Annotated in this window: 26 protein-coding genes; 9 read left to right on the plus strand and 17 right to left on the minus strand. The window is 62.4% G+C overall.

Going from position 1 to position 24779, the window contains the following annotated elements; translation table 11 throughout:
- Positions 1–55 precede the first annotated feature (55 nt).
- A complete protein-coding gene (gene katE, locus ACNFBR_RS17640; protein ID WP_416736102.1) occupies positions 56–2191 on the minus strand; it encodes a catalase HPII in 2136 nt (711 codons plus the stop codon).
- 227 nt (positions 2192–2418) lie between these two features.
- On the opposite strand from katE, the gene ACNFBR_RS17645 reads away from it, so the two are divergent.
- From ACNFBR_RS17645 to ACNFBR_RS17655, 3 genes are all read left to right on the plus strand, one after another.
- A complete protein-coding gene (locus ACNFBR_RS17645; RefSeq protein WP_416736103.1) occupies positions 2419–3426 on the plus strand; it encodes a methionine ABC transporter ATP-binding protein in 1008 nt (335 codons plus the stop codon).
- Positions 3426–4097, plus strand: a complete 672-nt coding sequence (locus ACNFBR_RS17650; protein WP_416736104.1) for a methionine ABC transporter permease — start codon at positions 3426–3428, stop codon at positions 4095–4097. The genes ACNFBR_RS17645 and ACNFBR_RS17650 overlap by 1 nt, the downstream gene beginning before the upstream one ends.
- A 64-nt stretch (positions 4098–4161) precedes the next feature.
- Positions 4162–4932 carry a MetQ/NlpA family ABC transporter substrate-binding protein gene (locus tag ACNFBR_RS17655; RefSeq protein WP_416736105.1) on the plus strand — a complete coding sequence of 257 codons (771 nt, stop codon included), beginning with the start codon at positions 4162–4164 and terminating at the stop codon, positions 4930–4932.
- A 78-nt stretch (positions 4933–5010) separates the two neighbouring features.
- Here ACNFBR_RS17655 and ACNFBR_RS17660 read toward each other — a convergent pair whose 3' ends face one another.
- From ACNFBR_RS17660 to ACNFBR_RS17680, 5 genes are read right to left on the minus strand one after another with little or no spacing between them, the layout of a single operon-like run.
- Positions 5011–5643: an SCO family protein gene (locus ACNFBR_RS17660; RefSeq protein ID WP_416736106.1), complete on the minus strand. Its 633-nt coding sequence runs from the start codon at positions 5641–5643 to the stop codon at positions 5011–5013.
- On the minus strand, positions 5640–6533 hold the full coding sequence (gene cyoE / locus ACNFBR_RS17665) for a heme o synthase (RefSeq protein ID WP_416736107.1): 894 nt from the start codon (positions 6531–6533) through the stop codon (positions 5640–5642). Before cyoE ends, ACNFBR_RS17660 begins: the two co-directional genes overlap by 4 nt.
- Positions 6518–7597 (minus strand): COX15/CtaA family protein, encoded by a 1080-nt coding sequence (locus ACNFBR_RS17670; protein WP_416736108.1) that lies wholly within the window; start codon positions 7595–7597, stop codon positions 6518–6520. Before ACNFBR_RS17670 ends, cyoE begins: the two co-directional genes overlap by 16 nt.
- A gap of 9 nt (positions 7598–7606) precedes the next feature.
- Positions 7607–8188, minus strand: coding sequence for a hypothetical protein (locus ACNFBR_RS17675; RefSeq protein WP_416736109.1), 582 nt, complete (start codon positions 8186–8188; stop codon positions 7607–7609).
- Positions 8157–8894 carry an SURF1 family protein gene (locus tag ACNFBR_RS17680; protein WP_416736265.1) on the minus strand — a complete coding sequence of 246 codons (738 nt, stop codon included), beginning with the start codon at positions 8892–8894 and terminating at the stop codon, positions 8157–8159. The genes ACNFBR_RS17675 and ACNFBR_RS17680 overlap by 32 nt, the downstream gene beginning before the upstream one ends.
- A gap of 51 nt (positions 8895–8945) precedes the next feature.
- Between ACNFBR_RS17680 and ACNFBR_RS17685 the strand changes: the two genes are divergently transcribed.
- Positions 8946–9149 (plus strand): twin transmembrane helix small protein, encoded by a 204-nt coding sequence (locus ACNFBR_RS17685; RefSeq protein ID WP_019098091.1) that lies wholly within the window; start codon positions 8946–8948, stop codon positions 9147–9149.
- Between the two features lie 102 nt (positions 9150–9251).
- Here the strand turns inward: ACNFBR_RS17685 and ACNFBR_RS17690 are convergent, their stop codons facing one another.
- From ACNFBR_RS17690 to coxB, 4 genes are read right to left on the minus strand one after another with little or no spacing between them, the layout of a single operon-like run.
- The gene (locus ACNFBR_RS17690; protein WP_416736110.1) at positions 9252–10139 is read right to left on the minus strand and encodes a cytochrome c oxidase subunit 3; all 888 of its coding nucleotides are present in this window, start codon (positions 10137–10139) and stop codon (positions 9252–9254) included.
- A 16-nt stretch (positions 10140–10155) separates the two neighbouring features.
- Positions 10156–10722, minus strand: a complete 567-nt coding sequence (locus ACNFBR_RS17695; RefSeq protein ID WP_416736111.1) for a cytochrome c oxidase assembly protein — start codon at positions 10720–10722, stop codon at positions 10156–10158.
- Positions 10723–10732: 10 nt separating this feature from the next.
- A complete protein-coding gene (gene ctaD, locus ACNFBR_RS17700; protein WP_003253037.1) occupies positions 10733–12322 on the minus strand; it encodes a cytochrome c oxidase subunit I in 1590 nt (529 codons plus the stop codon).
- 43 nt (positions 12323–12365) lie between these two features.
- The gene (gene coxB / locus ACNFBR_RS17705; protein WP_416736112.1) at positions 12366–13493 is read right to left on the minus strand and encodes a cytochrome c oxidase subunit II; all 1128 of its coding nucleotides are present in this window, start codon (positions 13491–13493) and stop codon (positions 12366–12368) included.
- 369 nt (positions 13494–13862) lie between these two features.
- Between coxB and ACNFBR_RS17710 the strand changes: the two genes are divergently transcribed.
- Complete coding sequence (locus ACNFBR_RS17710) at positions 13863–14504, plus strand: hypothetical protein (protein ID WP_416736113.1); 642 nt, start codon at positions 13863–13865, stop codon at positions 14502–14504.
- A 157-nt stretch (positions 14505–14661) separates the two neighbouring features.
- Here ACNFBR_RS17710 and ACNFBR_RS17715 read toward each other — a convergent pair whose 3' ends face one another.
- From ACNFBR_RS17715 to prlC, 5 genes are all read right to left on the minus strand, one after another.
- Positions 14662–16194, minus strand: coding sequence for a SulP family inorganic anion transporter (locus ACNFBR_RS17715; protein ID WP_416736114.1), 1533 nt, complete (start codon positions 16192–16194; stop codon positions 14662–14664).
- 192 nt (positions 16195–16386) lie between these two features.
- The gene (locus ACNFBR_RS17720) at positions 16387–17106 is read right to left on the minus strand and encodes a carbonic anhydrase (RefSeq protein WP_416736115.1); all 720 of its coding nucleotides are present in this window, start codon (positions 17104–17106) and stop codon (positions 16387–16389) included.
- 394 nt (positions 17107–17500) lie between these two features.
- On the minus strand, positions 17501–18559 hold the full coding sequence (locus ACNFBR_RS17725; protein WP_416736116.1) for a PA0069 family radical SAM protein: 1059 nt from the start codon (positions 18557–18559) through the stop codon (positions 17501–17503).
- 81 nt (positions 18560–18640) lie between these two features.
- Positions 18641–18919, minus strand: coding sequence for a YheV family putative zinc ribbon protein (locus ACNFBR_RS17730; RefSeq protein WP_416736117.1), 279 nt, complete (start codon positions 18917–18919; stop codon positions 18641–18643).
- Complete coding sequence (gene prlC, locus ACNFBR_RS17735; protein WP_416736118.1) at positions 18916–20967, minus strand: oligopeptidase A; 2052 nt, start codon at positions 20965–20967, stop codon at positions 18916–18918. Before prlC ends, ACNFBR_RS17730 begins: the two co-directional genes overlap by 4 nt.
- A 102-nt stretch (positions 20968–21069) precedes the next feature.
- Here prlC and ACNFBR_RS17740 point away from each other — a divergent pair, with 102 nt between their 5' ends.
- Together ACNFBR_RS17740 and ACNFBR_RS17745 are read left to right on the plus strand one after the other, a co-directional pair.
- On the plus strand, positions 21070–21618 hold the full coding sequence (locus tag ACNFBR_RS17740; RefSeq protein ID WP_416736119.1) for a gamma carbonic anhydrase family protein: 549 nt from the start codon (positions 21070–21072) through the stop codon (positions 21616–21618).
- A gap of 120 nt (positions 21619–21738) precedes the next feature.
- Complete coding sequence (locus ACNFBR_RS17745; protein ID WP_416736120.1) at positions 21739–22389, plus strand: HAD family hydrolase; 651 nt, start codon at positions 21739–21741, stop codon at positions 22387–22389.
- 33 nt (positions 22390–22422) lie between these two features.
- On the opposite strand, the gene ACNFBR_RS17750 is transcribed toward ACNFBR_RS17745, so the two are convergent.
- The gene (locus tag ACNFBR_RS17750) at positions 22423–23496 is read right to left on the minus strand and encodes an aminopeptidase (RefSeq protein WP_416736121.1); all 1074 of its coding nucleotides are present in this window, start codon (positions 23494–23496) and stop codon (positions 22423–22425) included.
- Positions 23497–23581: 85 nt separating this feature from the next.
- On the opposite strand from ACNFBR_RS17750, the gene ACNFBR_RS17755 reads away from it, so the two are divergent.
- Together ACNFBR_RS17755 and ACNFBR_RS17760 are read left to right on the plus strand one after the other, a co-directional pair.
- Complete coding sequence (locus ACNFBR_RS17755; RefSeq protein ID WP_416736122.1) at positions 23582–23995, plus strand: hypothetical protein; 414 nt, start codon at positions 23582–23584, stop codon at positions 23993–23995.
- A gap of 55 nt (positions 23996–24050) precedes the next feature.
- The gene (locus ACNFBR_RS17760; RefSeq protein WP_416736123.1) at positions 24051–24464 is read left to right on the plus strand and encodes a hypothetical protein; all 414 of its coding nucleotides are present in this window, start codon (positions 24051–24053) and stop codon (positions 24462–24464) included.
- Between the two features lie 74 nt (positions 24465–24538).
- Here ACNFBR_RS17760 and ACNFBR_RS17765 read toward each other — a convergent pair whose 3' ends face one another.
- Positions 24539–24772, minus strand: coding sequence for a DUF1161 domain-containing protein (locus ACNFBR_RS17765; RefSeq protein ID WP_416736124.1), 234 nt, complete (start codon positions 24770–24772; stop codon positions 24539–24541).
- Between the last annotated feature and the right edge of the window lie 7 nt (positions 24773–24779).

A 24779-nucleotide genomic window follows, 5' to 3' on the forward strand; every position in this document is an offset into this window, starting at 1 on the left:
TTCGCAGCACAAGGCTGCTCCTACAGGGATCACACAAGGCCTAGCCTCGCCTCGATCAGGCTGGGATAGCCTGCGCAGCCGCCTCCCGCTCCCACACTCGATGCCCCTCAACCGCTTTGACAAAGGCCTCTACGGCCTTCTGGTCATCCCCCTGTTGCAAGCCCTTGTCTTGCGTGAGCCCAAGGCGCTTCATCAGGTCTTGGGTCAGCACCATCGCCTTCAGGTGCTTGTAGCCTTCCAACAGGAAGTGCTTGGCCAGCCCGCTAGCCGCCAAAGCGTCCGTCGAGGCCTTGCCTGCGGGCACGACAATCCCGTCGAACATGATCGACGGCATCCCCTCCATCGACGCATCCACCGGCAGTTGTTTGCCATCCGCAGCCTTTACCGGCGCCGACGTCGGGCCTAGCAACATCAGCCGTGCACTGTGCGCCTCCAGTGCCTTGACCAACTTGTCGACGCTCGCAGCCTCCACGCCATCGGCCAGCAACAGCGCGATCTTGCGCCCCTTGATACCTAGATCACCAGGATGGTTCATCTGGCTCAACGCCTTGGATTGCGCGGGTTTGCTGCCTTTCACTTTGACCGTCCCCCGCTTGGGTGCCGATAACCCAAGGCCTTGCGCTACCGCCGCCGCCAGTTCCAAATCGATATTCGCCAGAATCTCATTCACCACACGCTCACGAATCGCTTCACGCTCCACCTTGCCCAATTCGAAGCTGTAGGCCTTGATGATGTGCTGCTGCTCGGTCGGGCTCATGCTCTGGAAGAACAGCCGCGCCTGGGAGAAGTGATCGCCGAACGACTCGCTACGCTGGCGGATCTTGTGCGCATCGATGCGCTCCTGATAACTCTCGAAGCCACCGTCCTGCGCCGCAGGGGGTGTTTCCTTCGGCCAGCCACCGTCGATGGAGTTGGGCTCGTATGAAGCCCGGCCCTTGTCGATGGTCATGCGGTGCATGGCATCGCGCTGGCTGTTGTGGTTTGGCGCCAGCGGGCGGTTGATCGGGATTTCATGGAAGTTCGGCCCGCCCAACCGACTGATCTGGGTATCGGTGTACGAGAACAGCCGCCCCTGCAGTAGCGGGTCGTTGGTAAAGTCGATTCCCGGCACGATATGCCCTGGGCAGAAGGCCACCTGCTCGGTTTCGGCGAAGAAGTTGTCCGGGTTGCGGTTGAGCACCATCTTGCCCAGCAGCGTCACCGGTACCAGCTCTTCGGGGATAAGCTTGGTCGGGTCGAGCAGGTCGAAGTCGAACTTGTGTTCGTCCGCCTCGGGCACGATCTGCACACCCAGCTCCCACTCCGGGTAATCACCCGACTCGATAGCGTCCCACAGGTCGCGGCGGTGGTAGTCAGTGTCCTTGCCGGCCAGTTTCTGCGCTTCGTCCCACAGCACCGAGTGCACACCCTGGCGCGGCTTCCAGTGGAACTTGACGAAACTGGCCACACCCTCGGCGTTGATCAGGCGGAAAGTGTGCACGCCAAAGCCTTCCATCATGCGCAGGCTGCGCGGGATGGCGCGGTCGGACATGGCCCAGATCACCATGTGCGCCGACTCCGGCACCAACGAAACGAAGTCCCAGAACGTGTCGTGGGCCGAACCACCGGTGGGCATTTCGTTGTGCGGTTCAGGTTTCACGGCATGCACGAAGTCCGGGAACTTGATGGCATCCTGGATGAAGAACACCGGCATGTTGTTGCCAACCAGGTCGAAATTGCCTTCATCGGTGTAGAACTTGACGGCGAAACCGCGCACATCCCGCACTGTATCACCCGACCCACGCGGCCCCTGTACCGTTGAAAAGCGCACGAACACCGGGGTGATCTTTTCCGGGTCCTGCAGGAAACCAGCCTTGGTCAATTCGGCGTGGCAGCCGTAGCTCTGGAAGTAGCCGTGCGCCCCGGTACCCCGGGCATGCACGATGCGCTCTGGGATGCGTTCATGGTCGAAGTGTGTGATCTTCTCGCGCATGATGAAATCTTCGAGCAGCGACGGCCCACGAATACCCGCCTTGAGGCTGTTCTGGTTATCGGCGATCTTCACCCCTTGGTTGGTGCGCAAAGCCTGCCCCGTGGCATCGCTGCGCAAAGCCTCCAGGCTTTGCAACTTGGCATTGGTGTTGGCCCGATCAGGGGTCTGGGTGCCGGCGGCCTCACTGTGCTTGGGCGCGTCCGTTTTCTTGCTGGGCATGGTCGGCTCTCCTCGTCAGTCTTCAGGCGTGCCCGTGTCGGGCTTGTTCAACTAGTGACTGGAAGGCTTCGCCGAGCGTTCAATCAGGATTACCGGTTGTCGCGATATACCCGATGGATTGGTGCATTACGAAATAAATGCTAAGAACAGCTATGGGAAAAGGCTAAAATGCGCGACCCCAGCTAACCGCTGACCCAAATTTCAATGCGCCCCACAAGGTTCGCTACGTGATCGAGTTCCAACAGGTACATAAAACCTACCGCGTTGCCGGTAGGGAAATCCCCGCACTGAATCCGACCAGCCTGACCATCGAAGATGGCCAGGTGTTCGGCCTGATCGGCCATTCCGGCGCCGGCAAAAGCACCATGCTGCGCCTGATCAACCGCCTGGAGGAGCCCTCCGGCGGCAAGATCATCGTCGACGGCGAAGACGTCACCGCCTTCAACGCCAGCCAGCTGCGCGGCTTCCGCCAGCAGGTCGGGATGATTTTCCAGCACTTCAACCTGCTGGCCTCCAAGACCGTCGCCGACAACGTCGCCCTGCCGCTGACCCTGGCCGGCGAGCTGTCGCGCAGCGAAATCGACAAGCGCGTCACCGAGCTGCTGGCCCGCGTGGGCCTGTCGGACCACGCCAAGAAGTACCCGGCGCAGCTGTCCGGCGGCCAGAAGCAGCGCGTCGGCATCGCCCGCGCCCTGTCCACCAACCCTAAGATCCTGCTGTGCGACGAGGCCACCAGTGCCCTCGACCCGCAAACCACGGCCTCGGTCCTGCAACTGCTGGCCGAGATCAACCGTGAACTGAAGCTGACCATCGTGCTGATCACTCACGAGATGGACGTGATCCGCCGGGTTTGCGACTGCGTGGCGGTAATGGACGCCGGCCAGATCGTCGAGCAAGGCTCGGTGGCCGAAGTGTTCCTGCACCCGCAGCACCCCACCACCAAGCGTTTCGTCCAGGAAGACGAGCAGGTCGACGAAGGCGAGCAGCGCGACGACTTCGCGCACGTGCCAGGCCGCATCGTGCGCCTCACCTTCCAAGGCGACGCCACCTACGCGCCGCTGCTGGGCACCGTGGCCCGCGAAACCGGCGTGGACTACAGCATCCTCGCCGGGCGTATCGACCGCATCAAGGATATCCCCTATGGCCAGCTCACCCTCGCCCTGATCGGCGGAGACATGGAAGCGGCGTTCGCCCGCTTCAAGGCAGCTGACGTACATATGGAGGTACTGCGTTGATGGACGCCCTGAATTTCTTCGCCAACGTCGACTGGGCCGAAATCTGGCTGGCCACCATCGACACCATGATCATGCTGTTCGGCTCGCTGTTCTTCACCGTGCTGCTGGGCCTGCCGCTGGGCGTGCTGCTGTTCCTCTGCGGGCCGAAGCAGATGTTCGAACAAAAGGGCGTGTATGCGCTGCTGTCGCTGGTGGTCAATATCCTGCGTTCGCTGCCGTTCATCATCCTGCTGATCGTGATGATCCCGTTCACCGTGCTCATCACCGGCACCTCGCTGGGCGTTGCCGGCGCCATCCCGCCACTGGTGGTGGGTGCCACGCCGTTCTTCGCGCGCTTGGTTGAAACCGCCCTGCGTGAAGTGGACCGCGGCATCATCGAAGCCACGCAATCGATGGGCGCCACCACCCGCCAGATCATCACCAACGCCCTGCTGCCAGAGGCCCGCCCGGGCATCTTCGCGGCCATTACCGTCACCGCCATCACCCTGGTTTCGTACACCGCCATGGCCGGTGTGGTGGGTGCCGGTGGCCTCGGCGACCTGGCTATCCGCTTCGGCTACCAGCGTTTCCAGACCGATGTGATGGTAGTGACCGTGGTACTGCTGCTGGTACTGGTTCAAGTCCTGCAGAGCGTGGGCGACAAACTGGTCGTGCATTTTTCCCGTAAGTAACCCCAATGGGGTCGGCCCGGCCGACCCGTTCGGGGGCCGTCGCGGCCCTCACAAGGAGTGATCAATGAAGAAGCTGCTTGCTGTCGCTGCCGCTGTCGCGGCCTTCTCGGCCCACGCCGATACCCTGACCGTTGCCGCCACCCCGGTGCCGCACGCCGAGATCCTCAACTTCGTCAAACCGCAGTTGGCCAAACAAGGCGTGGAGTTGAAGGTCAAGGAATTCACCGACTACATCCAGCCGAACGTGCAGGTTGCCGAAAAGCGCCTGGACGCCAACTTCTTCCAGCACCAGCCGTACCTGGATGAGTTCAACAAGGCCAAGGGCACCAACCTGGTGAGCGTGGCCGGCGTGCACATCGAGCCGCTGGGCGTGTATTCGACCAAGATCAAGAAGCTCGACGAGCTGTCCTCCGGCGCCACCGTGGTCATCCCCAACGATGCCACCAACGGCGGCCGCGCCTTGCTGCTGCTGGACAAGGCCGGTGTGATCAAGCTCAAGGACAACAAGAACATCCTGTCGACCGTGAAGGATGTTGCCGAGAACCCGAAAAGCATCAAATTCCGTGAGCTGGAAGCAGCCACCATCCCGCGCGTGCTGACCCAGGTCGATGCCGCCCTGATCAACACCAACTACGCGCTGGAAGCCAAGCTGAACCCGGAAAAAGACGCGCTGGCCATCGAAGGCAGCGACTCGCCTTACGTGAACATCCTGGTTGCCCGCCCGGACAACAAGGACTCGGAAGACATGAAGAAACTGGCGGCCGCACTGCACTCGCCCGAGGTGAAGCAGTTCATCGTCGAGAAGTACAAAGGCGCTGTGGTTCCGGCGTTCTGATCCGACACCCCTGGGGCCGCTTTGCGGCCCATTCCGGCCGGTCCGGCCGGAATGGCCTGCGCAGCAGGCCCATCAATCTCAATCGCGCTTCACAAGCCCAGGCAACTGCGCCACCAGCTTCTGGTTGTTGAACGGCGCACGAATGAACCCACGCTGACGCCCATCCGGCCCAACGACGGCCAGGTTGCCGCTGTGATCCACGGTATACCCCGGCTTGCTGGTATCCGCCGGAATGAATGGAATGCTCAAGGCATTGGCCAGCTTCTGGGTATCCTCGATCGACCCCGCCACCCCGACAAAATCCTTGTCGAAATAGCCCAGGTACTGCTTCAGCTGGTTCGGCGTGTCGCGGTTCGGGTCCACACTCACCAACACCACCTGCAGCCGGTCGACGGCTTCCTTGGGCAGCTCGCTTTTCACCTGGCGCAGCTGGGCCAGGGTGGTCGGGCAGATGTCCGGGCAGTAGGTATAGCCAAAGAACAGCAGCGACCATTTGCCCTTCATGTCATCCAGCCGCACCGGCTGGCCGTCCTGGTTGGTCATGGTCACGTCGGCCACGGTGCGGCTCTGCGGCAGCAGGATGATGCCGGCGTCGATCAGCTCGGTGGGGTTGGGCTGGTCGCGGCCGTTAAGCACCTTGTTGACGGTCAGGCCCAGGATCAACGCGACCAGGGCAACGAGGATGAAGACGGTTTTCTGGGTTCGGGTCATAGGTTCAGCAACAGGTAGTGGTCAAGGAGCAACGCGATGAACAGCGCGAACAGGTAGACGATAGAGTACTTGAAGGTACCGATCGCCGCGTGCGGCCGGCTGCCACGGTACAACACCCAGGCCCATTGCAGGAAGCGCAGCCCCAAGACCAAGGCGCAGGCCAGGTACAGCGGGCCGCTCATGTGGATGGCGTAGGGCAGCAGGCTCACCGCCAGCAATATCAGGGTGTACAGCAGGATATGCAGCTTGGTGTAGCGCTCGCCGTGGGTCACCGGCAACATCGGGATATCGGCCTTGGCGTACTCCTCCTTGCGGTGGATGGCCAGCGCCCAGAAGTGCGGCGGGGTCCAGGCGAAGATGGTCAGCACCAGCAGCAAGGGTTCGGCGCTGACATGGCCGCTTACCGCCACCCAACCAAGCAATGGCGGGGCGGCGCCGGCCAGGCCGCCGATGACGATGTTCTGTGGCGTGGCGCGCTTGAGAAAGCCGGTGTAGAGCACCGCATAGCCCAGTAGCGAGGCCAGGGTAAGCCAGGCGGTGAGGGTGTTGGTGAATACCAGCAGCAGGGCCATGCCCAGCAGCGCCAACGCCAGCGCGAACAGCAACGCCGGCAGCGGCTCGACCCGGCCCTGGGCCAGCGGCCGTTTGTGGGTACGCGCCATCAGGGCATCGATGCGCCGGTCCACCACATGGTTGACCGCCGCCGCGCCACTGGCGCACAAGCCAATCCCCAGGTTGCCGAACAGCAATACGCTCCAGCTCACGCCCGCGCGAGTCGCGAGGAACATGCCCGCCAGCGAGGTGATCAGCATCAGCACCACCACCTTGGGCTTGGTCAGCTCCAGGTAATCGCGCCAGCTGGCCCGCCGTGCATTCAGAAGCGTCGCCACGAGTCGTTCCTCATGCGATGGGAAATGCCCACGCCAGCCACCGGCCGCAAACGCCAGCCATGGCCGACACCCACGCGCACCTTGTCGACCACGCGAATGCGGTAGTTCACCAGCACCATGCTCAGCAGCAGCATTGCCCCGCCGGCATTGTGCGCAACGGCCACCGCCAGCGGCAGCTGGAACAGCACGTTGCTGATGCCCAGCCCAACTTGCAGGGCCAGCGCCAGCAGCACCAGCCGCGCCAGGCCGGGTAGACCGCAACGCTGCAGCTTCCAGCTGAGCATCAACAGCACGCAGGTCACCAGCAACGCACCCAGCCGGTGGCTGACGTGAATGGCCGTGCGCGCATCACTGTCCAGCTGCCCACCCAGGTAGTTGGGGCCGACATGCTGGGTCAGATGGAAACCGTTGCTGAAGTCCGCCGCCGGCCACCATTGACCATGGCAGGTTGGCAGGTCGATGCAGGCGACGGCTGCGTAGTTGGCGCTGACCCAGCCGCCCAGGGCGATCTGGCCGATCACCACCAGCAGGGCCAATGCAGCGATCCGGCGCAGGCTCAGGGGCAATTTTGGCAAGGGCGCAAAAGCCCGGGACAGACGCAGTGACAACAGGAACAGCAAACTCAACGTAGTGAAGCCACCCAACAAATGCGCCGTGACCACTTGCGGCCACAGCTTCAGGGTAACCGTCCACATGCCGAAGGCCGCCTGGGCCAGCACCACGCCCAGCAGCAATACGGGCAGGCGGTAGGGTTGGCCATCGCGGGCATGCCGGCGCAAGGCCTGGAAGGCGAGCAGGGCGATCACCACAGCCAAGGTACCGGCGAAGTAGCGGTGGACCATCTCGGCCCAGCCCTTGGCCGCTTCTACCGGGTGCTCGGGAAAGTGCAGCTCGGCATGGGCCAGCTGTGCTTCGCTCTTGGGCACGCTGATGAAGCCATAGCAACCCGGCCAGTCGGGGCAGCCGAGGCCGGCGTGGGTCAGCCGGGTATAGGCACCGAGCAGGACGACCAGCAGAGCCAGCAGGGTGGCGAACACAGCAAGGCGAAATCCGGGTCTGGCCATGGCAGGCTCCTAGCCGATATTGGACAGCTTGAGCAGGTGGCGCAGGTCATCCAGCACATGCTTGCCGTTGACCTTGCCGTCGTAGCGCAGCACCAGGTTGCCGTGCGGGTCGACGATCCACAGCTGCGGGCCGGGTTCGGTAACCTTCTGCTGGTAACGTTGCGCATCCAGCGGATAGCGCTGCAGTTGCGGGTACTCGCGGCCAATCAGCGCCTGGTAATCCGCGCTCAGCGGCTGCGCGGCAGCCAGTGCGTGGCTGGCGCGGCTGGCATCGCGGCCCAGGCCGACCTGAATCTGCCGCGCCAGGTACACCAGCCGCTGGCAGTCTTCGGCACAGGCCTGGGGCGCGCTGACCAGCAACTGCCAGCGTTCGTCCTCGCCGGCCACGCCGAGGTCGGCACGGCTTTCCCCGTTGCCGATCATGGCGCCGTGGTAGCTGCGGCCATCCGGCACCCAGAACTTGAGCTTGTACATGCTGGTGGCCAGGATCATCGGCCCAAGCACCACCAGCAGAATCAGCAACAGCTGCAAACGCCCGCGGGCTCTGGCTTTGCTACGTTCAGGCAGATCCAGTGGAGTGGCGGTGGCCATGGCGTTTCTCCTTGTTTTGGTGCCAGCCGAAATAGAGGTAGAGCAGAACCAGAGCGGTAGCCAGGGCAAACCACTGCACGGCGTAGCCCAGGTGTTTTTCCGGGCCCATGGCGACAACCGGCCAGTCCAGGCGGTAGGTCGCCGGGCCGGGCTCCAGGCGCAGCTCATGGGCGTAGCCCTCGCGATCGAGCTGTTGCCATAGCTGCGTGGCATCGACAGCGGTCAACAGATGCGGCCATTGCCCGCCGATGGGGTCTGGGTGCAGCTGGAAGGTGCTGCCGGGCGCGACATACACAGACGCGTCCAACGCCAGGGCCTGGGCAGGGGTTTGGAAATGCACAGGCACCCGGCGGTCCGGCCAAGGCAGCCAGCCACGATTGACCAGCAACCACAGGCCGCTGGCCTGATCATGGAAGGGTTGCAGCAGTTCGACACCGGCCTGGCCATCGCGCATGCGGTTGTCCAACAGCAGACTGTGCTCGGTGTCGAAGCGGCCATACAGGTGCACGCGGCGGAACGCGTTGTCGTCACTGGGCGTCAGCTGAGCTGCGGCCAGTGGCGCTTCGACCCGCCGCTCGGCATAGCTGGCCAGCAGCACGCGCTTTTCCTGGGCACGGCTAAGTTGCCAACAGCCAAGGGCGACCAGGCCTGGTAGCAGTGCAAGCACCACCAGGGTCGGTACCCAGCCTGGGCGAAACGGCCTCACGGGCGCCTCGCTATACTTATCCACATCACCGCATCCCCCCGGAGTAGCGCCATGCTCAAGGCCGCGATTGTCCTGATGCTGTTGGCCACGATTGCCAGCCTGTTCAGTGGCCTGGTGTTTCTGGTCAAGGACGACGAAAACTCGACGCGCCTGTTAAAGGCGCTGACCGTACGGGTAACCCTGGCGGCCCTGACCGTTGGCCTGGTTGCCTGGGGTTTCATCAGCGGTCAGCTCGTGTCCCACGCCCCCTTCTAAATCTTTACCTGCCTGGCCTCATCCTTGTAGGAGCGAGCTTGCTCGCGATCACCGCTAAAGCCGGTGCCACGAGAGTCGCCTGCATCGCGAGCAAGCTCGCTCCTACAGCACGTAGACGAAGATGAACAACCCCACCCACACCACATCGACGAAGTGCCAATACCAACTGGCCGCCTCGAAGCCGAAGTGTTTCTCCGGGTTGAAGTGCCCACGCAGGATGCGCACGAACATCACGATCAGGATGATCGTGCCCAAGGTCACGTGGGCACCGTGGAACCCGGTGAGCATGAAGAATGTCGCGCCATAAATCCCCGAGCCCAGCGTCAGCCCCAGCTTGGTGTAAGCCTCGTGGTATTCGAAGGCCTGCAAGGCGATGAAGCTGATACCCAGCACGATGGTCAGCGCCATCCAGAATTTCAGCGGCCCACGGTGGTCACGACGCAAGGCGTGGTGGGCAAGGGTGATGGTCACGCTGGAACTGACCAGCAAGATGGTGTTGATCAGCGGCAAGTGCCACGGGTCGATCACCTCCTTGGGCGGCGGGAACAGTTTCGGGTCGGGCGTGTGCAGCAGTGGCCAGGTGAACTCGAAGCTTGGCCACAGCATGTGCGCAACACCCTTGGCCCCTTCGCCCCCCAGCCATGGCCCGGCCAGTACCCGCACGTAGAACAGCGCCCCGAAGAACGCCAGGAAGAACATCACCTCGGAGAAGATGAACCAGCTCATGCCCCAGCGGAACGAGCGGTCCAGCTGCGGGCTGTACAGCCCCGCACGGCTCTCGCGCACCACCGAGCCGAACCAGCCAAACAGCATGTAGGCCAGGAACAAGGCACCGATGAAGAAAATCAGCGGCCCGTGCGATTCCGGGTGGCCGGCCTTCATGTCGTTGAACCAGGTTCCCAGGCCGAACACCGTGATGAACATGCCGATGGTGGCGATGATCGGCCACTTGCTCTGCGCCGGGACATAGTAGTGGTCATGACTTGCCATTGCTGTTCTCCTTCCCTTAACGGGCGCCCTGGACGTCCTGGGCCGCAACATGCGCGACCGGCGGGTGGCGAGCGGTGATGTCGAACAAGGTGTAGGCCAGTGTCAGGTGCTTCACGCTGGCCGGCAGATCGCGGTCGACGATGAAGCGCACCGGCATCTCGATGCGTTCGCCGGGCTGCAGCACCTGCTGGGTAAAGCAGAAGCACTCGGTCTTGTGGAAGTAAGCGGCCGCCTCGGCCGGGGTGATGCTGGGTATCGCTTGAGCGCTCATGGGCCGGTCGGTCGGGTTATGCGCGATGAAAATCATCTGGTTCACCGCCCCCGGGTTCACCTCCAGCTGGTCGGCTGTGGAGTAGAAGTCCCAGACCATGTCGCTGGCATTGGTCGACATGAACTGCACCCGCACCGAACGCGTTGGGTCACTGACCTGGCTGCCTTCGTATTGGCCGCCGGTCTTGCCGTTGATGCCAAAGGCCTTGCACATCACGTCGTAGATCGGCACCAGGGCGAAGCCGAAGGCGAACATCACCACCGTCAGCATCAGCAGGCGCGTTACCAGGCGTTTCAGCGACAGGCCGTTCATGGCAGCGCTCCTATTTCACTTCCGGGGGCGTCTGGAAGGTGTGGTAGGGCGCAGGCGAAGGGATCGACCACTCCAGGCCCTCAGCACCATCCCAAGGCTTGGCCGGTGCCGGCGCACCACCACGGATGCACTTGATGACAATGAACAGGAAGAAGATCTGCGTGGCACCGAACATGAAGGCGCCGATCGACGACACCATGTTGAAGTCGGCGAACTGCAGGTTGTAGTCAGGAATGCGCCGTGGCATGCCGGCCAGCCCCACGAAGTGCATGGGGAAGAAGGCCATGTTCATGCCGATGAACGACAGCCAGAAGTGCAGCTTGCCGAGGGTTTCGTCGTACATGTGGCCGGTCCATTTCGGCAGCCAGTAGTAGGCCGAGGCGAAGATGCCGAAGATTGCCCCTGGCACCAGCACGTAATGGAAGTGCGCCACCACGAAGTAGGTGTCGTGGTACTGGAAGTCCGCCGGGGCGATTGCCAGCATCAGCCCGGAGAAACCGCCGATGGTGAACAGGATGACGAAGGCGATGGCGAACAGCATCGGTGTTTCGAAGGTGAGCGAGCCTTCCCACATGGTGCTGACCCAGTTGAACACCTTCACCCCGGTGGGCACGGCAATCAGCATGGTGGCGTACATGAAGAACAGCTCGCCGACCACCGGAATGCCGACCACGAACATGTGGTGGGCCCAGACGATGAACGACAGGAAGGCGATGGCGCCGGTGGCGTAGACCATCGAGGTATAGCCGAACAGCGGCTTGCGCGAAAACGCCGGAATGATCGAGCTGACCGCGCCGAAGGCCGGCAGGATCATGATGTACACCTCCGGGTGGCCGAAGAACCAGAACACATGCTGGAACAGCACCGGGTCACCACCACCGGCGGCACTGAAGAAGCTGGTGCCGAAGTGGATGTCCATCAGCATCATGGTCACCACGCCGGCCAGTACCGGCATCACTGCAATCAGCAGGAACGCCGTGATCAGCCAGGTCCAGACGAACAGCGGCATTTTCATCAGGGTCATGCCTGGGGCACGCAGGTTGAGGATGGTGGCGATCACGTTGATCGCGCCCATGATCGAGCTGATACCCATCAGGTGGATGGCGAAGATGAAGAAAGTGACGCTGGCTGGCGCATAGGTGGTGGACAGCGGGGCGTAGAACGTCCAGCCGAAGTTAGGCCCGCCACCTGGGCTGAACAGGGTTGAGACCAGCAGCAGGAAGGCCGCCGGCAGCAGCCAGAAGCTGAAGTTGTTCATGCGCGGCAAGGCCATGTCAGGCGCGCCGATCATCAGTGGGATCATCCAGTTGGCCAGCCCGACAAAGGCCGGCATCACGGCACCGAACACCATGATCAGGCCATGCATGGTGGTCATCTGGTTGAAGAACGCCGGTTCCACGATCTGCAAGCCAGGCTGGAACAGCTCGGCGCGGATCACCATGGCGAACGAGCCACCGAGCAGGAACATGATGAAACTGAACCACAGGTACATCGTGCCGATGTCTTTATGGTTGGTCGTCAGCACCCAGCGCATCAGGCCCTTGGCCGGGCCGTGCGCATGGTCGTGGCCGTGGGCGTGGTCGTCGATCACTGCACTCATGTCCTGTCTCCTGCAACCCATTGATTGCCGCGAGTAACCCGGTTCACTTGGCTTCTGCCTGCTTCAGCGCCAGCACGTCCTTCGGCGTGACCATGTCGCCTTTGTTGTTGCCCCAGGCATTGCGCTCGTAGGTGACCACAGCGGCGATGTCGACCTCCGACAGCTGCTTGCCGAAGGCGGCCATGGCCGTGCCGGGCTTGCCGTGGAAGACGATGCTCAGGTGGCCTTCCTTCGGCCCGGTGGCGATCTTCGAGCCCTTGAGCGCCGGGAACATCGGCGGCAGGCCTTGGCCTTCGGCCTGGTGACAGGCCACGCAGGTGGTGTGGTAGATCTTGTCGCCACGTTCCACCAGCTCCTCCAAGGTCCATTCCTTGCTGGTCAGCTCCTTGAGCTTGGCGGCCTCAGCCTTGCGCTCGCCCAGCCAGGTTTCGTAGTCGGCCTTGGACTTGACCTCGACCACCACCGGCATGAAACCGTGGTCCTTGCCGCACAGCTCGGTGCACTGGCCGCGGTAGATGCCGGGCTTCTCGATACGGGTCCAGGCTTCGTTGACGAAGCCGGGGATGGCGTCGCGCTTGACCGCAAAGGCCGGCACCCACCAGGAATGGATGACATCGGCGGCGGTCACCAGGAAACGCACCTTGGCGCCCACTGGCAGCACCAGCGGCTGGTCGACTTCGAGCAGGTAGTGCTCGTCCTTGGGTGCCTTGTTGTGGATCTGCTCGGCGGGAGTGGCCAGGTTGCTGAAAAACTCCACGTCCTGGCCCAGGTATTTGTAGTGCCACTTCCACTGGTAGCCGGTGACCTGGATGTCGATGTCCGACTCGCTGGCGTCGTAGATGTCGATCAGGGTCTTGGTGGCCGGGATGGCCATGGCGACCAGGATCAGGAAGGGCACCACGGTCCAGAGGATTTCCACCCAGGTATGTTCGTGGAAATGCGCGGCCTGCTGGCCGGTGGAGCGGCGGTGGATGACCATGGACCAGAACATCGCGCCAAACACCACGATGCCGATGATCACGCAGATCCAGAAGATGGTCATGTGCAGGTCGAAGACGGCGTTGGAGACTTCCGTCGCCCCTGGGTGCATGTTCACGGTCCAGGCGGCGTTGGCCTGACCAAAAACCGACCACAACAGGAGGCCCATCCAGACATGTGGATGTCGCATCATTGCGGGTTCCCCTTCTAATTCTTGTTGTCCCGGAGGCGTGGCCTGCGGCAAGAGGGAACGGCGGTCAAGACTGCCTGGCTTCGACGACCGAGCCCCTGCTAAAAGCAGTCGGGCCTCATCAACGAATCACGTTCACCGGGAGTATAGACAGCGACCAATGGCACGCAATGAAGCCGGTGAAATGAACCACACGAAATAGGTGAATGGCCTGAAAACCGCGGGCTTGATAGGTTATGGCGTAATAATGGCATTTCGATATGCCAGAGAGCGCACACGTTTGCGGCGTTTATAACAAATGCGTCTTAGGTATTCTGTATACCGAGCTAATTTAGTGTCTTCCGTTTGAAACGTAATGTCCCTGGAGTTGTCATGAACATCGCTGCTGTACGCGAGCAGGTAAGCCAAGCCCATCAACATGAAGGCCAGACCGGCCAACTGAAACAGCGTCTCGAGCTGCAACTGCCCCACCTGCACCCCTCGATCCAACTGCCTGAGCAGGACGCCCAGGGTACTTTGGCGCGCTTCGTCAGCGCCTACATCGACCAGGTTCCGGAACTGCTGGAGGCCGCGCACGCGGTCGCCCGCGAAGCCGGGATCGAGTCGCAGATCAAACCGGTACTGAAAATTGCCGAGGCCTATTTCCTGCAGCCACCCAGCGTGATGCAGGGGCATGTGGGCCTGGACTGCCTGCTGGATGAGGCTTACCTGGCACACCGCCTGGTGGAAGAGGTGAACGACCTGTACATCCGCCACTTCCAGCAGCCACTGATCCCGGTCGACACCACCGTCGCCAACCTGATTGCTCACCAGTTGATTGGCGAGACCTTCGCCAACCAGCTGGATGAAGTGGTGCACCACTCGGTTGACGAAATGCTCAATGACGAGAGCTTTGCGGTGGAATCGGTGGAGGTTTACCGGGAAAAATTGAGCAGCCCGGAAACCGGCGCGGCGTGGAAGCGCTGGCCATGCCTGTCACGGCAGCTGGGTGTCGAGCTGGGTCAACCGGCCTGAATCCATAGCCCTGTGAGATCCCTGTAGGAGCGGCCTTGTGCCGCGAAAGGGCTGCAAAGCAGCCCTGCAATCTCAACTGTGAAGCCTTGGGGCCGCTGCGCGGCCCTTTCGCGGCACAAGGCCGCTCCTACAAAAATCACCCTGTTCAGGATCGATATCAGGTCCCAACCCCCGCCGTAGTCCTCAGCCGCCCCTCGATCCGCCGTTTCAAGCGCCGCTGCTCTATCAGCAACCGCGAGCCATTGGCCGCATTGCTGCGGTTCCAGTCTTCAAGCAGCTCAAGGCACGAGTGGTCGATATAGCTCAGGTTACCCAGCGGCACATGCAACGTGGTCCCCGTCGGTACGCTATCGAGCACCTGGGTCAGCGCCGGTACCTTGAGGAACGTCGCCGCACCACTGAGCCGCAGCTCCATATGCCCCGCTTTCTCCAGGTTTACCAGGCTGATCTTCAGCCGCGCCGCCTTGAACGCCAGCTTCAGCAACGTCAGGGCAAAGCCCAGCAGCACGCCGGTCAGCAGGTCGGTGAAAATGATCGCCAGCGCCGTCGCCGCATAAGTGAACATCGGCATACGGCCATAGCGGCCCAGGCCACGAAACGCCTTGAAGTCGACCAACTTGACCCCGGTAAACACCAGCACCCCCGCCAGGCTCGCCACCGGAATCTGCTGCAGCACACTACTCAGCGCCACCACGAAAGCCAACAGCCAGAAGCCATGGAAGATTGCGGAGGCCCGCGTCTGCGCACCCGCTTGTACGTTGGCCGAGCTGCGCACGATCACCCCCGTCATCGGCAAGGCGCCCAGCACCCCGCATAGCATGTTGCCGATGCCCTGAGCCGACAGCTCGCGGTCGAAGTCCGAACGTTGGCCGCTGTGCATGCGGTCCACCGCTGCGGCCGACAGCAAGGTTTCGGCGCTGGCGATGAACGCCAGGGCAAAGGCGGCGACCAGCAGGGTAGGGTCGGCCAGTTGCAGCAGATCACCCGGGCGAATCCAGTCGATGGCCTCGGACAAATCCGCCGGCACCTGCACGCGGTTCACCGGCAAGGCCAGCCACAGGCTGATGGCGGTCATGCTCGCCACGCCGAGCAAGGCACCCGGCACGAAGCGCAGCCGCTGCGGCCGAAAACGCTCCCAGCCCCACATGACGGCGATGGTGCCCAGGCCCAGCGCGCCGGCCATCCAGCCGGAGCCTGTGCTTTCCTGTGGCAGCGCGGCGGCCACGGTTGCCGGGAACTCCAGCAGGTTTTGCAGGCCCGACGGCTGCGGCGCCGTGTCGAACATCACATGCACCTGCGACAGCACGATCAACACGCCAATCCCCGCCAGCATGCCGTACACCACCGCCGGCGCGGTGACGCGGAACCAGCAGCCCAGCCGCAGGCGCCCAGCCAGCAACTGCAGCAGGCCGGCCAGCAGCAGGATCGGCCCGAGCATGGCCATGCCGTGTTGACGCACCAGCTCGAACACCAGTACCGCCAGGCCGGCAGCCGGGCCGCTGACCTGCAGCGGCGATCCGGCGAGGAAACCCACGACAATGCCGCCGATAATGCCGGTAATCAGGCCTTTGGCCGGCGGCATGCCCGAGGCGATCGCAATGCCCATGCACAAGGGCAGGGCCACCAGGAAGACCACCACCGAGGCCAGCAACTCTCGCGGCAGGGCCGCTTTCAACTGTGTAATGTTCACCGTATTTCTCCTTTCTCTAGACGCACGGCCATTCCCCTGGCCGTGGGCACGTTTGCCCCTGACACGCGCGCAGGCGTGGGCCGCCAGCGGGCTTGCCGGCAGGGCAGTCAGGGAATTCAAGGCAGCAGAAGGCCGCGCCACACCCCTACAGGGTGCAGCCGGCTATCAAGGTTCTAGCGGTGGATGGGTCGCTTAGTAGCGACCTCTCGGGGTAGCGCTGGGGATCGGCTCACCAGCGGCCAGAGGCATGAAGCTGTCGCTGGCGGCGTCATAGGCTTCGATCTTGCTGGTCTCGATGTCGTAGACCCAGCCATGGATATACAGCTGACCAGCAGCCAGGCGCGAAGCCACCGAAGGGTGGGTACGCAGGTGGTGCAGTTGGGCGATGACGTTTTCCTTGGTCAGCACCTGCATGCTTTCGTGTTCGCTGCCGCACGAGCAGTTGTTCTCGACCACGGTGCGAGCCACTTCGGCGTGACGCAACCAGGCGCCAACCGTCGGCATCTTGTCCAGCGAGTGCGGGTTGAGTACCGCACGCATGGCGCCGCAGTCAGAGTGGCCGCAAATGATGATGTGGTGCACTTTCAGTGCAAGTACCGCGTACTCGATGGCGCTGGACACACCGCCGTTCATCTGGCCGTAAGGCGGTACTACGTTACCCACGTTACGGGTCACGAACAGATCGCCTGGCGAGCTCTGGGTGATCAGCTCGGGCACGATGCGCGAGTCGGCACAGGTGATGAACATGGCGCGCGGCGTTTGCGCGGTGGCGAGCTTCTTGAACAGCTCTTGCTGCTCGGGGAAGACATCATGGTGAAAGCGCAGGAAGCCGTCGACGATGTGCTTCAGGGCAGCATCGGCGCTTTCCGCGGGGACCTGCGGTACGACCTTGGATGGGTCCTTGACGGGCATGATTCATCCTCTTGACGGTGTGTAGGTAAATCCATTTTACCGGTGAAAGATTCTGGCTATGCAGGGTTTTAGATGACACGCACGGGCCATAGATCACAGTCGGTGTGGACTGATTTCCTACGCTAGCGGGGAAAACTTAACTGAAACTTAATTCGAAGGCTCTAGAACGGGTGTTCCAGATAGAAAAGGCGGGATCTGGATAATAGCAAAAAAACATCAACTGCCAAGCGCTATTACTGTAATTATTCGCTCACATTAGTTGTATTGAAGGATGGCAATGCGCCCTGTAGGAGCAGCCTTGTGCTGCGAAGAGGCCAGTACAACCAGGAGAGATGCATGGGCTGAGCCGGCCTCTTCGCAGCACAAGGCTGCTCCTACAGGTGATCCTCAAGTATCAGAACAGTGCCATCTGCCCACCCGGCGGGCAGAAGGACGAGCAATCCAGCGCCTGCGCCTCGCGCCCCTCGAAATCAAGCCGCTTCATGGCCTTGGCAAACCGTTGCGCCAGCAGCTCGGCAAACACACCCTCACCACGCATGCGCGCGCCAAACCGGCTGTCATACAACTCGCCGCCACGGCTCTGGCGGATCAGGCTCAATACATGCGCCGCCCGTTGCGGGTAATGGTCGTGCAGCCACTGCTCGAACAACGGCGCCACCTCCAGCGGCAGGCGCAACATCATGTAGGCCGCGCTCTGTGCACCAGCCTCCTTGGCCGCCTCCAGCAAGCGCTCCAGTTCGCTGTCGTTGATCATCGGAATCATCGGCGAACACAGCACGCCCACCGGCACCCCTGCTTCGCGCAATACGCGTATGGCCCTCAACCTTGCACCCGGTGAGGCCGCTCGGGGTTCGAGCACCCGTTTCAGGCCATCGTCCAGCGTGGTCAGGCTGATCATCACCCGAGCCAGGCGCTGGCGGGCCATCTCGGCCAACAGGTCGAGGTCGCGCAGGACCAGCGCCCCCTTGGTGACGATGGTCACCGGGTGACGAAACCGCAGCAACACTTCCAACAGGCGCCGGGTCAGCAGCTGTTCGCGCTCGATTGGCTGGTACGGGTCGGTGTTGGAGCCCAGATTGATCGGCGCGCACACGTAACCCGGCTTGCTCAGCTGTTGCGCGAGCACTTCGGCGGCGTTGGTCTTGGCGATCAGCTTGGTTTCGAAATCCAGGCCGGGGGAAAGGTCCCAGTAGGCATGGGAAGGGCGGGCATAACAGTAGATACAGCCATGCTCGCAACCGCGATAGGGGTTGATGGCGCGATCGAAGGGAAGGTCGGGCGAGGTATTGCGGCTGATGACCGACTTGGCCAACTCCACCCGCACCTCGGTGCCTTGGGTCTGCGGCACTTCCTGGTACCAACCGTCGTCTTCCTGCACCGAACGGCTCGGGGCAAAACGGTTGTGCGGATTGTGCGCCGTGCCACGGCCCTTTTGCGGTGCTGGAGGAAACATGGTTAGCCCCTATACTGTATTTACATACAGTATAGAAGTTACCTTGAATCCACCAGCGCCTCTGGTCCGGCAGCCGGGTGGCTAGTCGGGTTTCTTCAGCTTCGGATTAGGGAAGAACTGCACCGTCTGCACCTTGGCCGGCGCGGCTTTGGGTTGCAGATGGTTCACCCGGGTACCGAGTTCCTTGGGTACGGACAGGCCCTGCTCGTTGAGTGTGTCGGTAAAGCCACACGCCACGCACTCGCGGTGCGGCACGCCGTCTTCGTTCCACATCATCAGCTTGTCGGGCTCGCTGCATGCCGGGCATACCGCCCCGGCAATGAAGCGCTTCTTGGTCTTGGTCACGGCTACCTCACTCATGCCGCAGCGTCCTCGGTAAGGCCGCTGTGGCGCAGCAATGCATCGATGGAAGGCTCACGGCCACGGAAATCGACGAACAGCTCCATCGGCTCGCGCGAACCACCACGGGCCAGGATCGCCTCACGGAAGGCGCGGCCAGTCTCGGCATTCAGCACGCCTTCTTCCTCGAAGCGCGAGAAAGCGTCGGCCGACAGCACTTCAGCCCACTTGTAGCTGTAGTAGCCGGCGGCGTAACCGCCCGCAAAAATGTGCGCGAAGCTGTTGGGGAAGCGGTTGTACGCCGGTGGGCGCATGACCGACACCTCGTCGCGCACGCCTTCGAGCACCTGCAGCACGCTGCGGCCGTCGCCATGGCTGGCATGCAATTCGAAGTCGAACAGCGAGAACTCCAGCTGACGCACCATCATCATGCCCGACTGGAAGTTCTTCGCCGCCAGCATCTTGTCCAGCAAGTCCTGGGGCAAAGCAGCGCCTGTTTCGTAATGGCCGGAAATCAGTGCCAGGCCTTCCGGCTCCCAGCACCAGTTTTCCATGAATTGGCTCGGCAGCTCGACCGCGTCCCAGGCCACGCCGTTGATGCCTGACACACCGGCATGCTCGATGCGGGTCAACATGTGGTGCAGACCGTGGCCGAACTCGTGGAACAGGGTGGTGACTTCATCGTGGGTCAGCAGCGCCGGCTTGCCAGGTGCGGCCGGGGTGAAGTTGCACACCAGGTTGGCCACCGGGCTCTGCAACTGGCCGCCGGCAGTGCGGCGACGGTCGCGGGCACCGTCCATCCAGGCGCCGCCACGTTTGTTGGCGCGGGCGTACAGGTCGAAGAAGAAACGGCCGACGTGCTGGCCGTTTTCCTTGATTTCGAACAGGCGTACGTCCGGGTGCCAGCTGTCGAAGCCCTTGAGCTCGGCGATTTCGATGCCGTACAGGCGCTGTACGATGCTGAACAGGCCGCCCAGCACCTTGTCGATCGGGAAATAGGCACGCAGCGCTTCCTGCGACACGCTGTAGCGCTGCTCGCGCAGCTTCTCGCCAAAGTAGCCGGCGTCCCAACTGGCCAGCTCAGGGCAGCCTTGTTCGGCGGCATAGGCCTTGAGCTGTTGCAGGTCCTGGGCGGCGAACGGCTTGGAACGCTTGGCCAGGTCACGCAGGAAACTCAGCACCTGGTCGCTGGACTCGGCCATCTTGGTAGCCAGGCTCAGCTCGGCGTAGTTCTTGTAGCCCAGCAGCTCGGCCAGCTCCTGACGCAGATCGAGGATTTCGCCCATCACCGGGCCGTTGTCGAACTGGCCGGCATTCGGGCCCTGGTCCGAGGCACGGGTGCAATAGGCGGCGTACAGCTCTTCGCGCAGGGCGCGGTCGCTGGCGTAGGTCATCACCGCGTAGTAGCTGGGGAACTCCAGGGTGATCAACCAGCCGTCGAGGCCCTTGGCCTGGGCGGCGGCAGCCATCTGCGCCTTGGCCGAATCGGTCAGGCCAGCCAGTGCGGCTTCGTCGGTAATGTGCTTGGTCCAGGCCTGGGTGGCATCGAGCAGCTGGTTGGAGAAGCGGCTGCCCAGTTCGCTGAGTTTGCTTTGCACTTCGGCATAGCGCTGCTGCTTGTCCGCCGGCAGGTCGATACCCGACAGGCGGAAGTCACGCAGGGCGTGCTCGAGGATAGTCTTTTGCGCCACGTCGAAGCCGGCGGCCTCCGGGCTGTCGATCAGTGCCTGGTAGGCTTCGAACAGCGCACGGTTCTGGCCCAGTTCGGTAGAGTAGGCACTCAGTGCCGGCAGGCACGACTCGTAGGCCTCGCGCAACTCGGCACTGTTGCACACCGCATTGAGGTGGCTGACCGGGCTCCAGGCGGCGCCCAGGCGGTCGTTCAGTTCGTCCATGGCCAGCACCAGGCCGGCCCAGGTCGGGTTCTTGCCCTGCTTTTCGAGGATCTCGGCAATGGCTTTACGGTTGTCGGCCAGGATCGCTTCAATCGCCGGCAACACGTGTTCGGCACGAATGTGCGAGAAGGGCGGCAGATCGTGGGATTGCAGAAGCGGGTTGTTCGCAGTCACGGTTTGGATACCTTGGCAGAAGAAACACTGCCCCATCTTAATTACAATCGACGCCGACCGCAGCAGGCAGCCTGCCTATCGGCACAGATGAGAGACGCTATCATGGCCATTCGCAGCTTCCAGCAACACACTCCGAAAGTGGGGCCCAGGGCATTCGTCGACCGTTCGGCGGTGGTGCTGGGCGACGTGGAGATCGGCGAGGACAGCTCGGTCTGGCCACTGACCGTGGTGCGCGGCGACATGCACCGCATCCGCATCGGCGCATGCACCAGCGTGCAGGACGGCAGCGTGCTGCACATCACCCACGCCGGCCCGTTCAACCCGGACGGCTTCCCGCTGATCATCGGCGACGAGGTCACCATCGGCCACAAGGTGATGCTGCATGGCTGCACCTTGGGCAACCGCATCCTGGTCGGCATGGGCAGCACCATCATGGATGGCGCCATCGTCGAGGACGAAGTGATCATCGGCGCCGGCAGCCTGGTGCCGCCAGGCAAGCGTCTGGTCAGTGGCTATCTGTACATGGGCAGCCCGGTGAAACAAGCCCGGCTGCTGAACGACAAGGAGCGTGCGTTCTTTTCCTACAGCGCCGGCAACTACGTGAAGCTCAAGGACCAGCACCTGGCTGAAGGCTACGACCAACCGGAATGACCGCTTCGCGGGTAAACCCGCTCCCACAGGTACGGCGCCGACCTCAGGCCCTGTGATGTCCCTGTAGGAGCGGGTTTACCCGCGAAGAAGACCACGCAGCATTCAAAGTGGAACCCGCAAATGCACCAGCAAAACATCCTGTTCGACCTCGACGGCACCCTGACCGACCCGCGCCTGGGCATCACCCGTTCGATCCAATACGCCCTGGCCAAGCTAGGCATTGACGAGCCGGACCTTACCCGCCTCGAGCACTTCATCGGCCCACCCCTGCTGCAGGCGTTCATGCAGTTCTACAGCTTCGACGAAGCCAAAGCCTGGGAGGCGGTGAATTTCTACCGGGAGCGCTTCCGCGTTACCGGGCTGTACGAAAACCTGGTGTTCGAAGGTGTGCCGGCCTTGCTTGAAGCGCTGAACGGGCAGGGCCGTACGCTGTACATCGCCACCTCCAAGCCGTGGGAGTTCGCCCGCGAAATCGCCCGGCACTTCGCCTTCGACCACCACTTCAAGGTGATCTACGGCAGCGAGCTGGACGGCACGCGCACCAACAAGGTCGAGCTGATTCGCCACCTGCTGGATGAAGAAGGGCTGGACCCCGCGCAAACGTTGATGATCGGCGACCGCAAGCATGACCTGATCGGTGCGCGCAGCAATGGCTTGCAGGCGGTGGCGGTGGGGTATGGGTTTGGTAGCCAGGAAGAGTTGATGGCGGAAGAACCCGCCTACCATTTCGCGACCTTGGCCGAGATGCATCAGGCATTTATCAAGGCTTGATGGCCATGGGGGCTGCATTGCAGCCCCACGAACTCACTGACTAACCATTAACCGCTGCAACGCCGCCTTCCTGTCCGTAATCGGCAACCGCCCCAGTTGCTCGACCCGCTCATAAAAACCTGTCCAATCCCCACCCACTTCGCGGAACACCGCCGCGAACGCCGGCACCCACTGGTCATATAGCCCGAACGGCAGCAACTTGGCATTGTTCAACGGCCCATACACCCAAGCGTCATAGCGCTTGTCACCGGCCCACTGAGCATCGCGCACCTGCCGGTACTCACGCCTCAAGCGCTCGAACTCAGCTTGTTTGGCCTGCCGCTTGTGCGCATCATCCAATGGCCCGGCATACATCGCCTGCAACCGCTCACGGCTGGCCAGCACCAGCCGGATGAACTCATCGCGCTGCTGCCCATGATCCTCGCCAACCGCTGCAAGCCCGCGTGCCACGCGCCATTGCCGCGTGCCCTCCTGCTCGACGAAGGAGGCGAACGACTCGTTGAACTCGGTATCGTCCTGCGCATAGAAGCGCTGGTGAGCCAGCTCATGGAAGATCAGCGTGGCCAGGCGCTCATCGCCCCAGCCAACCATGGACGACAGGATCGGGTCGTCGAACCAGCCCAAGGTCGAGTAGGCCTCCACGCCACCCACATAAACATCCAACCCATCTTGCCGCATCAGCGCTGCCGCCCCGCGTGCCGCACCTTGCTGGTAGTAACCGCGATAGGCCACGCACCCCGCGATTGGGAAGCAGTGGGTCACCGGCTGCAATGACAATTCAGGGGTGGCGAAGACGTTCCACACCACATAGGGCCGGCCAAGCTCGGCGTAGACCCGATAGCTGCGGTTGTCCGGTAGCTTGAGGTGCTGGCTGGCAAATACACGCGCCTGCTCGGCATGCTCCAGGCGCGCGCGCAGTTGCGGGGCGGTGGCAGGGTCGGCCGCCACCTGCGCCACCGGTTTGCGCGCACGCAGCAGTTGCCATTGGCCCTCGGCCAGTTGCCCGTAATAGCCAACACTGCTGCAACCGTTCAGCAGGAGCGCCGCCAGCAGCGGAACCAAATAGGTAAAAACGCGGTCGAGTGCCCCAGGGCCTGAGCGCTGCATAAGAAAAAGTCGAAGCATCCGGGACTGTCTGACTCGCTCAAGGCTGATTCGCTCCAAGACTATCTCGCCAAGGGGGAGTTTCGCCATGCGTGCATTGTTGGTCGCCAGCTCACTGTTATTGATATCCGCCTGTTCGACCCTGCCGGCCCCGGACCCGAACCAGGCCTGGATCGACCTCACGCCCTACGACAACACTTCCCTTGACGCCGTGCAGGTGGATGAACGTGACTGGGCCGACAGCCGCTATTTCGAGGTACAGCCCGGCAGCCACGAGCTGACCGTGCGCTATCAGTTTCCGGTTACTCCCAGCAATATCGGCCCAGTCAGCGAGCCACTGTGGCGCGATTGCCAGGTCAAGCTGACCTTCAAGGATTTCGGTGCCGGCCAGCGCTATCAGCTGCACGCAGGCAGTATCGGCTTCCGCCCCTGGATCAAGCTTTACGACGACCAGCAGAAAATGGTCGGCCAAGGCTTGCCCGCAGGATGCCAACGCACCTGAAGCCTACAATCGGCGCTATGCTTGTAACTTGTAAATCGCAAGTGGGAGTTTCGCCATGCGCCAGCCCATGATGCTGATCGCCCTCAGTGCACTGGGGGCTTGCGCCAGCCCCTTGCCGCCCGTCGACCCCAAGCAGGCCTGGGTCGATCTCTACACCATGACCCCCGGCCGAGTGATCATGGCCGACCGCCTCGACGGCAAGCGCCTGGAAGATGGCCGCTATTTTCAGGTAACGCCGGGCAAGCACGAATTGGTGGTGCGCTTCGATTATGAAATCTACTCGGGCGGCATCATGTCCGAACCCAGGGACCGTACCTGCTACCTGACCGTGCGCTTCGACGACTTCAAGGCCGGCGAGCGCTATCGCCTGGAGGCACGGGCACCGGTGATGGAGCCGCAGGTGCTGCTGTATGACGCCAACCGCAAGGTGTTGGTGAACGAGCCTAGCGAAGTGTTCTGCATTCCGTGAATGGGGGCTGCCTTGCAGCCCATTCGCAGCCTTGCGCTGCGAATGGGCCGCGACGCGGCCTCAGACCTTGATGCCTACCGATCATTCTTCTGATAGATGATCTTCTTGGTCCCGCCATCGCAAGTCCCGACGACCATGTTCTGGTCCTTGACCTCGCTGTTGGGCACGATCTCCAAGGTATAGGAAGTCACCCCCTGTGCCTGGATCTTGGCCTCGATCTCGGCTTTAAGCTCCTCGCACGGCTTTACCGCCGCCAACGCAGACGTGGCGGCCAGGGAAGCCAACACGGCGATTGCTACGCGAATCATGGAACGG

This window comes from Pseudomonas sp. NY11955 (assembly GCF_048068035.1).
Lineage (GTDB): Bacteria > Pseudomonadota > Gammaproteobacteria > Pseudomonadales > Pseudomonadaceae > Aquipseudomonas.

Bases quoted from the DNA above. Each gene is read 5' to 3' on its own strand.
- ACNFBR_RS17725 (WP_416736116.1), bottom strand. From the start codon at position 18,559: ATGTTTCCTCCAGCACCGCAAAAGGGCCGTGGCACGGCGCACAATCCG.
- katE (WP_416736102.1), bottom strand. From the start codon at position 2,191: ATGCCCAGCAAGAAAACGGACGCGCCCAAGCACAGTGAGGCCGCCGGC.
- ACNFBR_RS17730 (WP_416736117.1), bottom strand. From the start codon at position 18,919: ATGAGTGAGGTAGCCGTGACCAAGACCAAGAAGCGCTTCATTGCCGGG.
- ACNFBR_RS17650 (WP_416736104.1), top strand. From the start codon at position 3,426: ATGGACGCCCTGAATTTCTTCGCCAACGTCGACTGGGCCGAAATCTGG.
- ACNFBR_RS17695 (WP_416736111.1), bottom strand. From the start codon at position 10,722: ATGAACGGCCTGTCGCTGAAACGCCTGGTAACGCGCCTGCTGATGCTG.
- ACNFBR_RS17710 (WP_416736113.1), top strand. From the start codon at position 13,863: ATGAACATCGCTGCTGTACGCGAGCAGGTAAGCCAAGCCCATCAACAT.
- ACNFBR_RS17745 (WP_416736120.1), top strand. From the start codon at position 21,739: ATGCACCAGCAAAACATCCTGTTCGACCTCGACGGCACCCTGACCGAC.
- ACNFBR_RS17720 (WP_416736115.1), bottom strand. From the start codon at position 17,106: ATGCCCGTCAAGGACCCATCCAAGGTCGTACCGCAGGTCCCCGCGGAA.
- ACNFBR_RS17690 (WP_416736110.1), bottom strand. From the start codon at position 10,139: ATGGCAAGTCATGACCACTACTATGTCCCGGCGCAGAGCAAGTGGCCG.
- ACNFBR_RS17765 (WP_416736124.1), bottom strand. From the start codon at position 24,772: ATGATTCGCGTAGCAATCGCCGTGTTGGCTTCCCTGGCCGCCACGTCT.
- ACNFBR_RS17670 (WP_416736108.1), bottom strand. From the start codon at position 7,597: ATGGCCAGACCCGGATTTCGCCTTGCTGTGTTCGCCACCCTGCTGGCT.
- ACNFBR_RS17675 (WP_416736109.1), bottom strand. From the start codon at position 8,188: ATGGCCACCGCCACTCCACTGGATCTGCCTGAACGTAGCAAAGCCAGA.
- ACNFBR_RS17660 (WP_416736106.1), bottom strand. From the start codon at position 5,643: ATGACCCGAACCCAGAAAACCGTCTTCATCCTCGTTGCCCTGGTCGCG.
- ACNFBR_RS17750 (WP_416736121.1), bottom strand. From the start codon at position 23,496: ATGCAGCGCTCAGGCCCTGGGGCACTCGACCGCGTTTTTACCTATTTG.
- ACNFBR_RS17760 (WP_416736123.1), top strand. From the start codon at position 24,051: ATGCGCCAGCCCATGATGCTGATCGCCCTCAGTGCACTGGGGGCTTGC.
- ACNFBR_RS17755 (WP_416736122.1), top strand. From the start codon at position 23,582: ATGCGTGCATTGTTGGTCGCCAGCTCACTGTTATTGATATCCGCCTGT.
- ACNFBR_RS17655 (WP_416736105.1), top strand. From the start codon at position 4,162: ATGAAGAAGCTGCTTGCTGTCGCTGCCGCTGTCGCGGCCTTCTCGGCC.
- coxB (WP_416736112.1), bottom strand. From the start codon at position 13,493: ATGATGCGACATCCACATGTCTGGATGGGCCTCCTGTTGTGGTCGGTT.
- ctaD (WP_003253037.1), bottom strand. From the start codon at position 12,322: ATGAGTGCAGTGATCGACGACCACGCCCACGGCCACGACCATGCGCAC.
- ACNFBR_RS17685 (WP_019098091.1), top strand. From the start codon at position 8,946: ATGCTCAAGGCCGCGATTGTCCTGATGCTGTTGGCCACGATTGCCAGC.
- ACNFBR_RS17740 (WP_416736119.1), top strand. From the start codon at position 21,070: ATGGCCATTCGCAGCTTCCAGCAACACACTCCGAAAGTGGGGCCCAGG.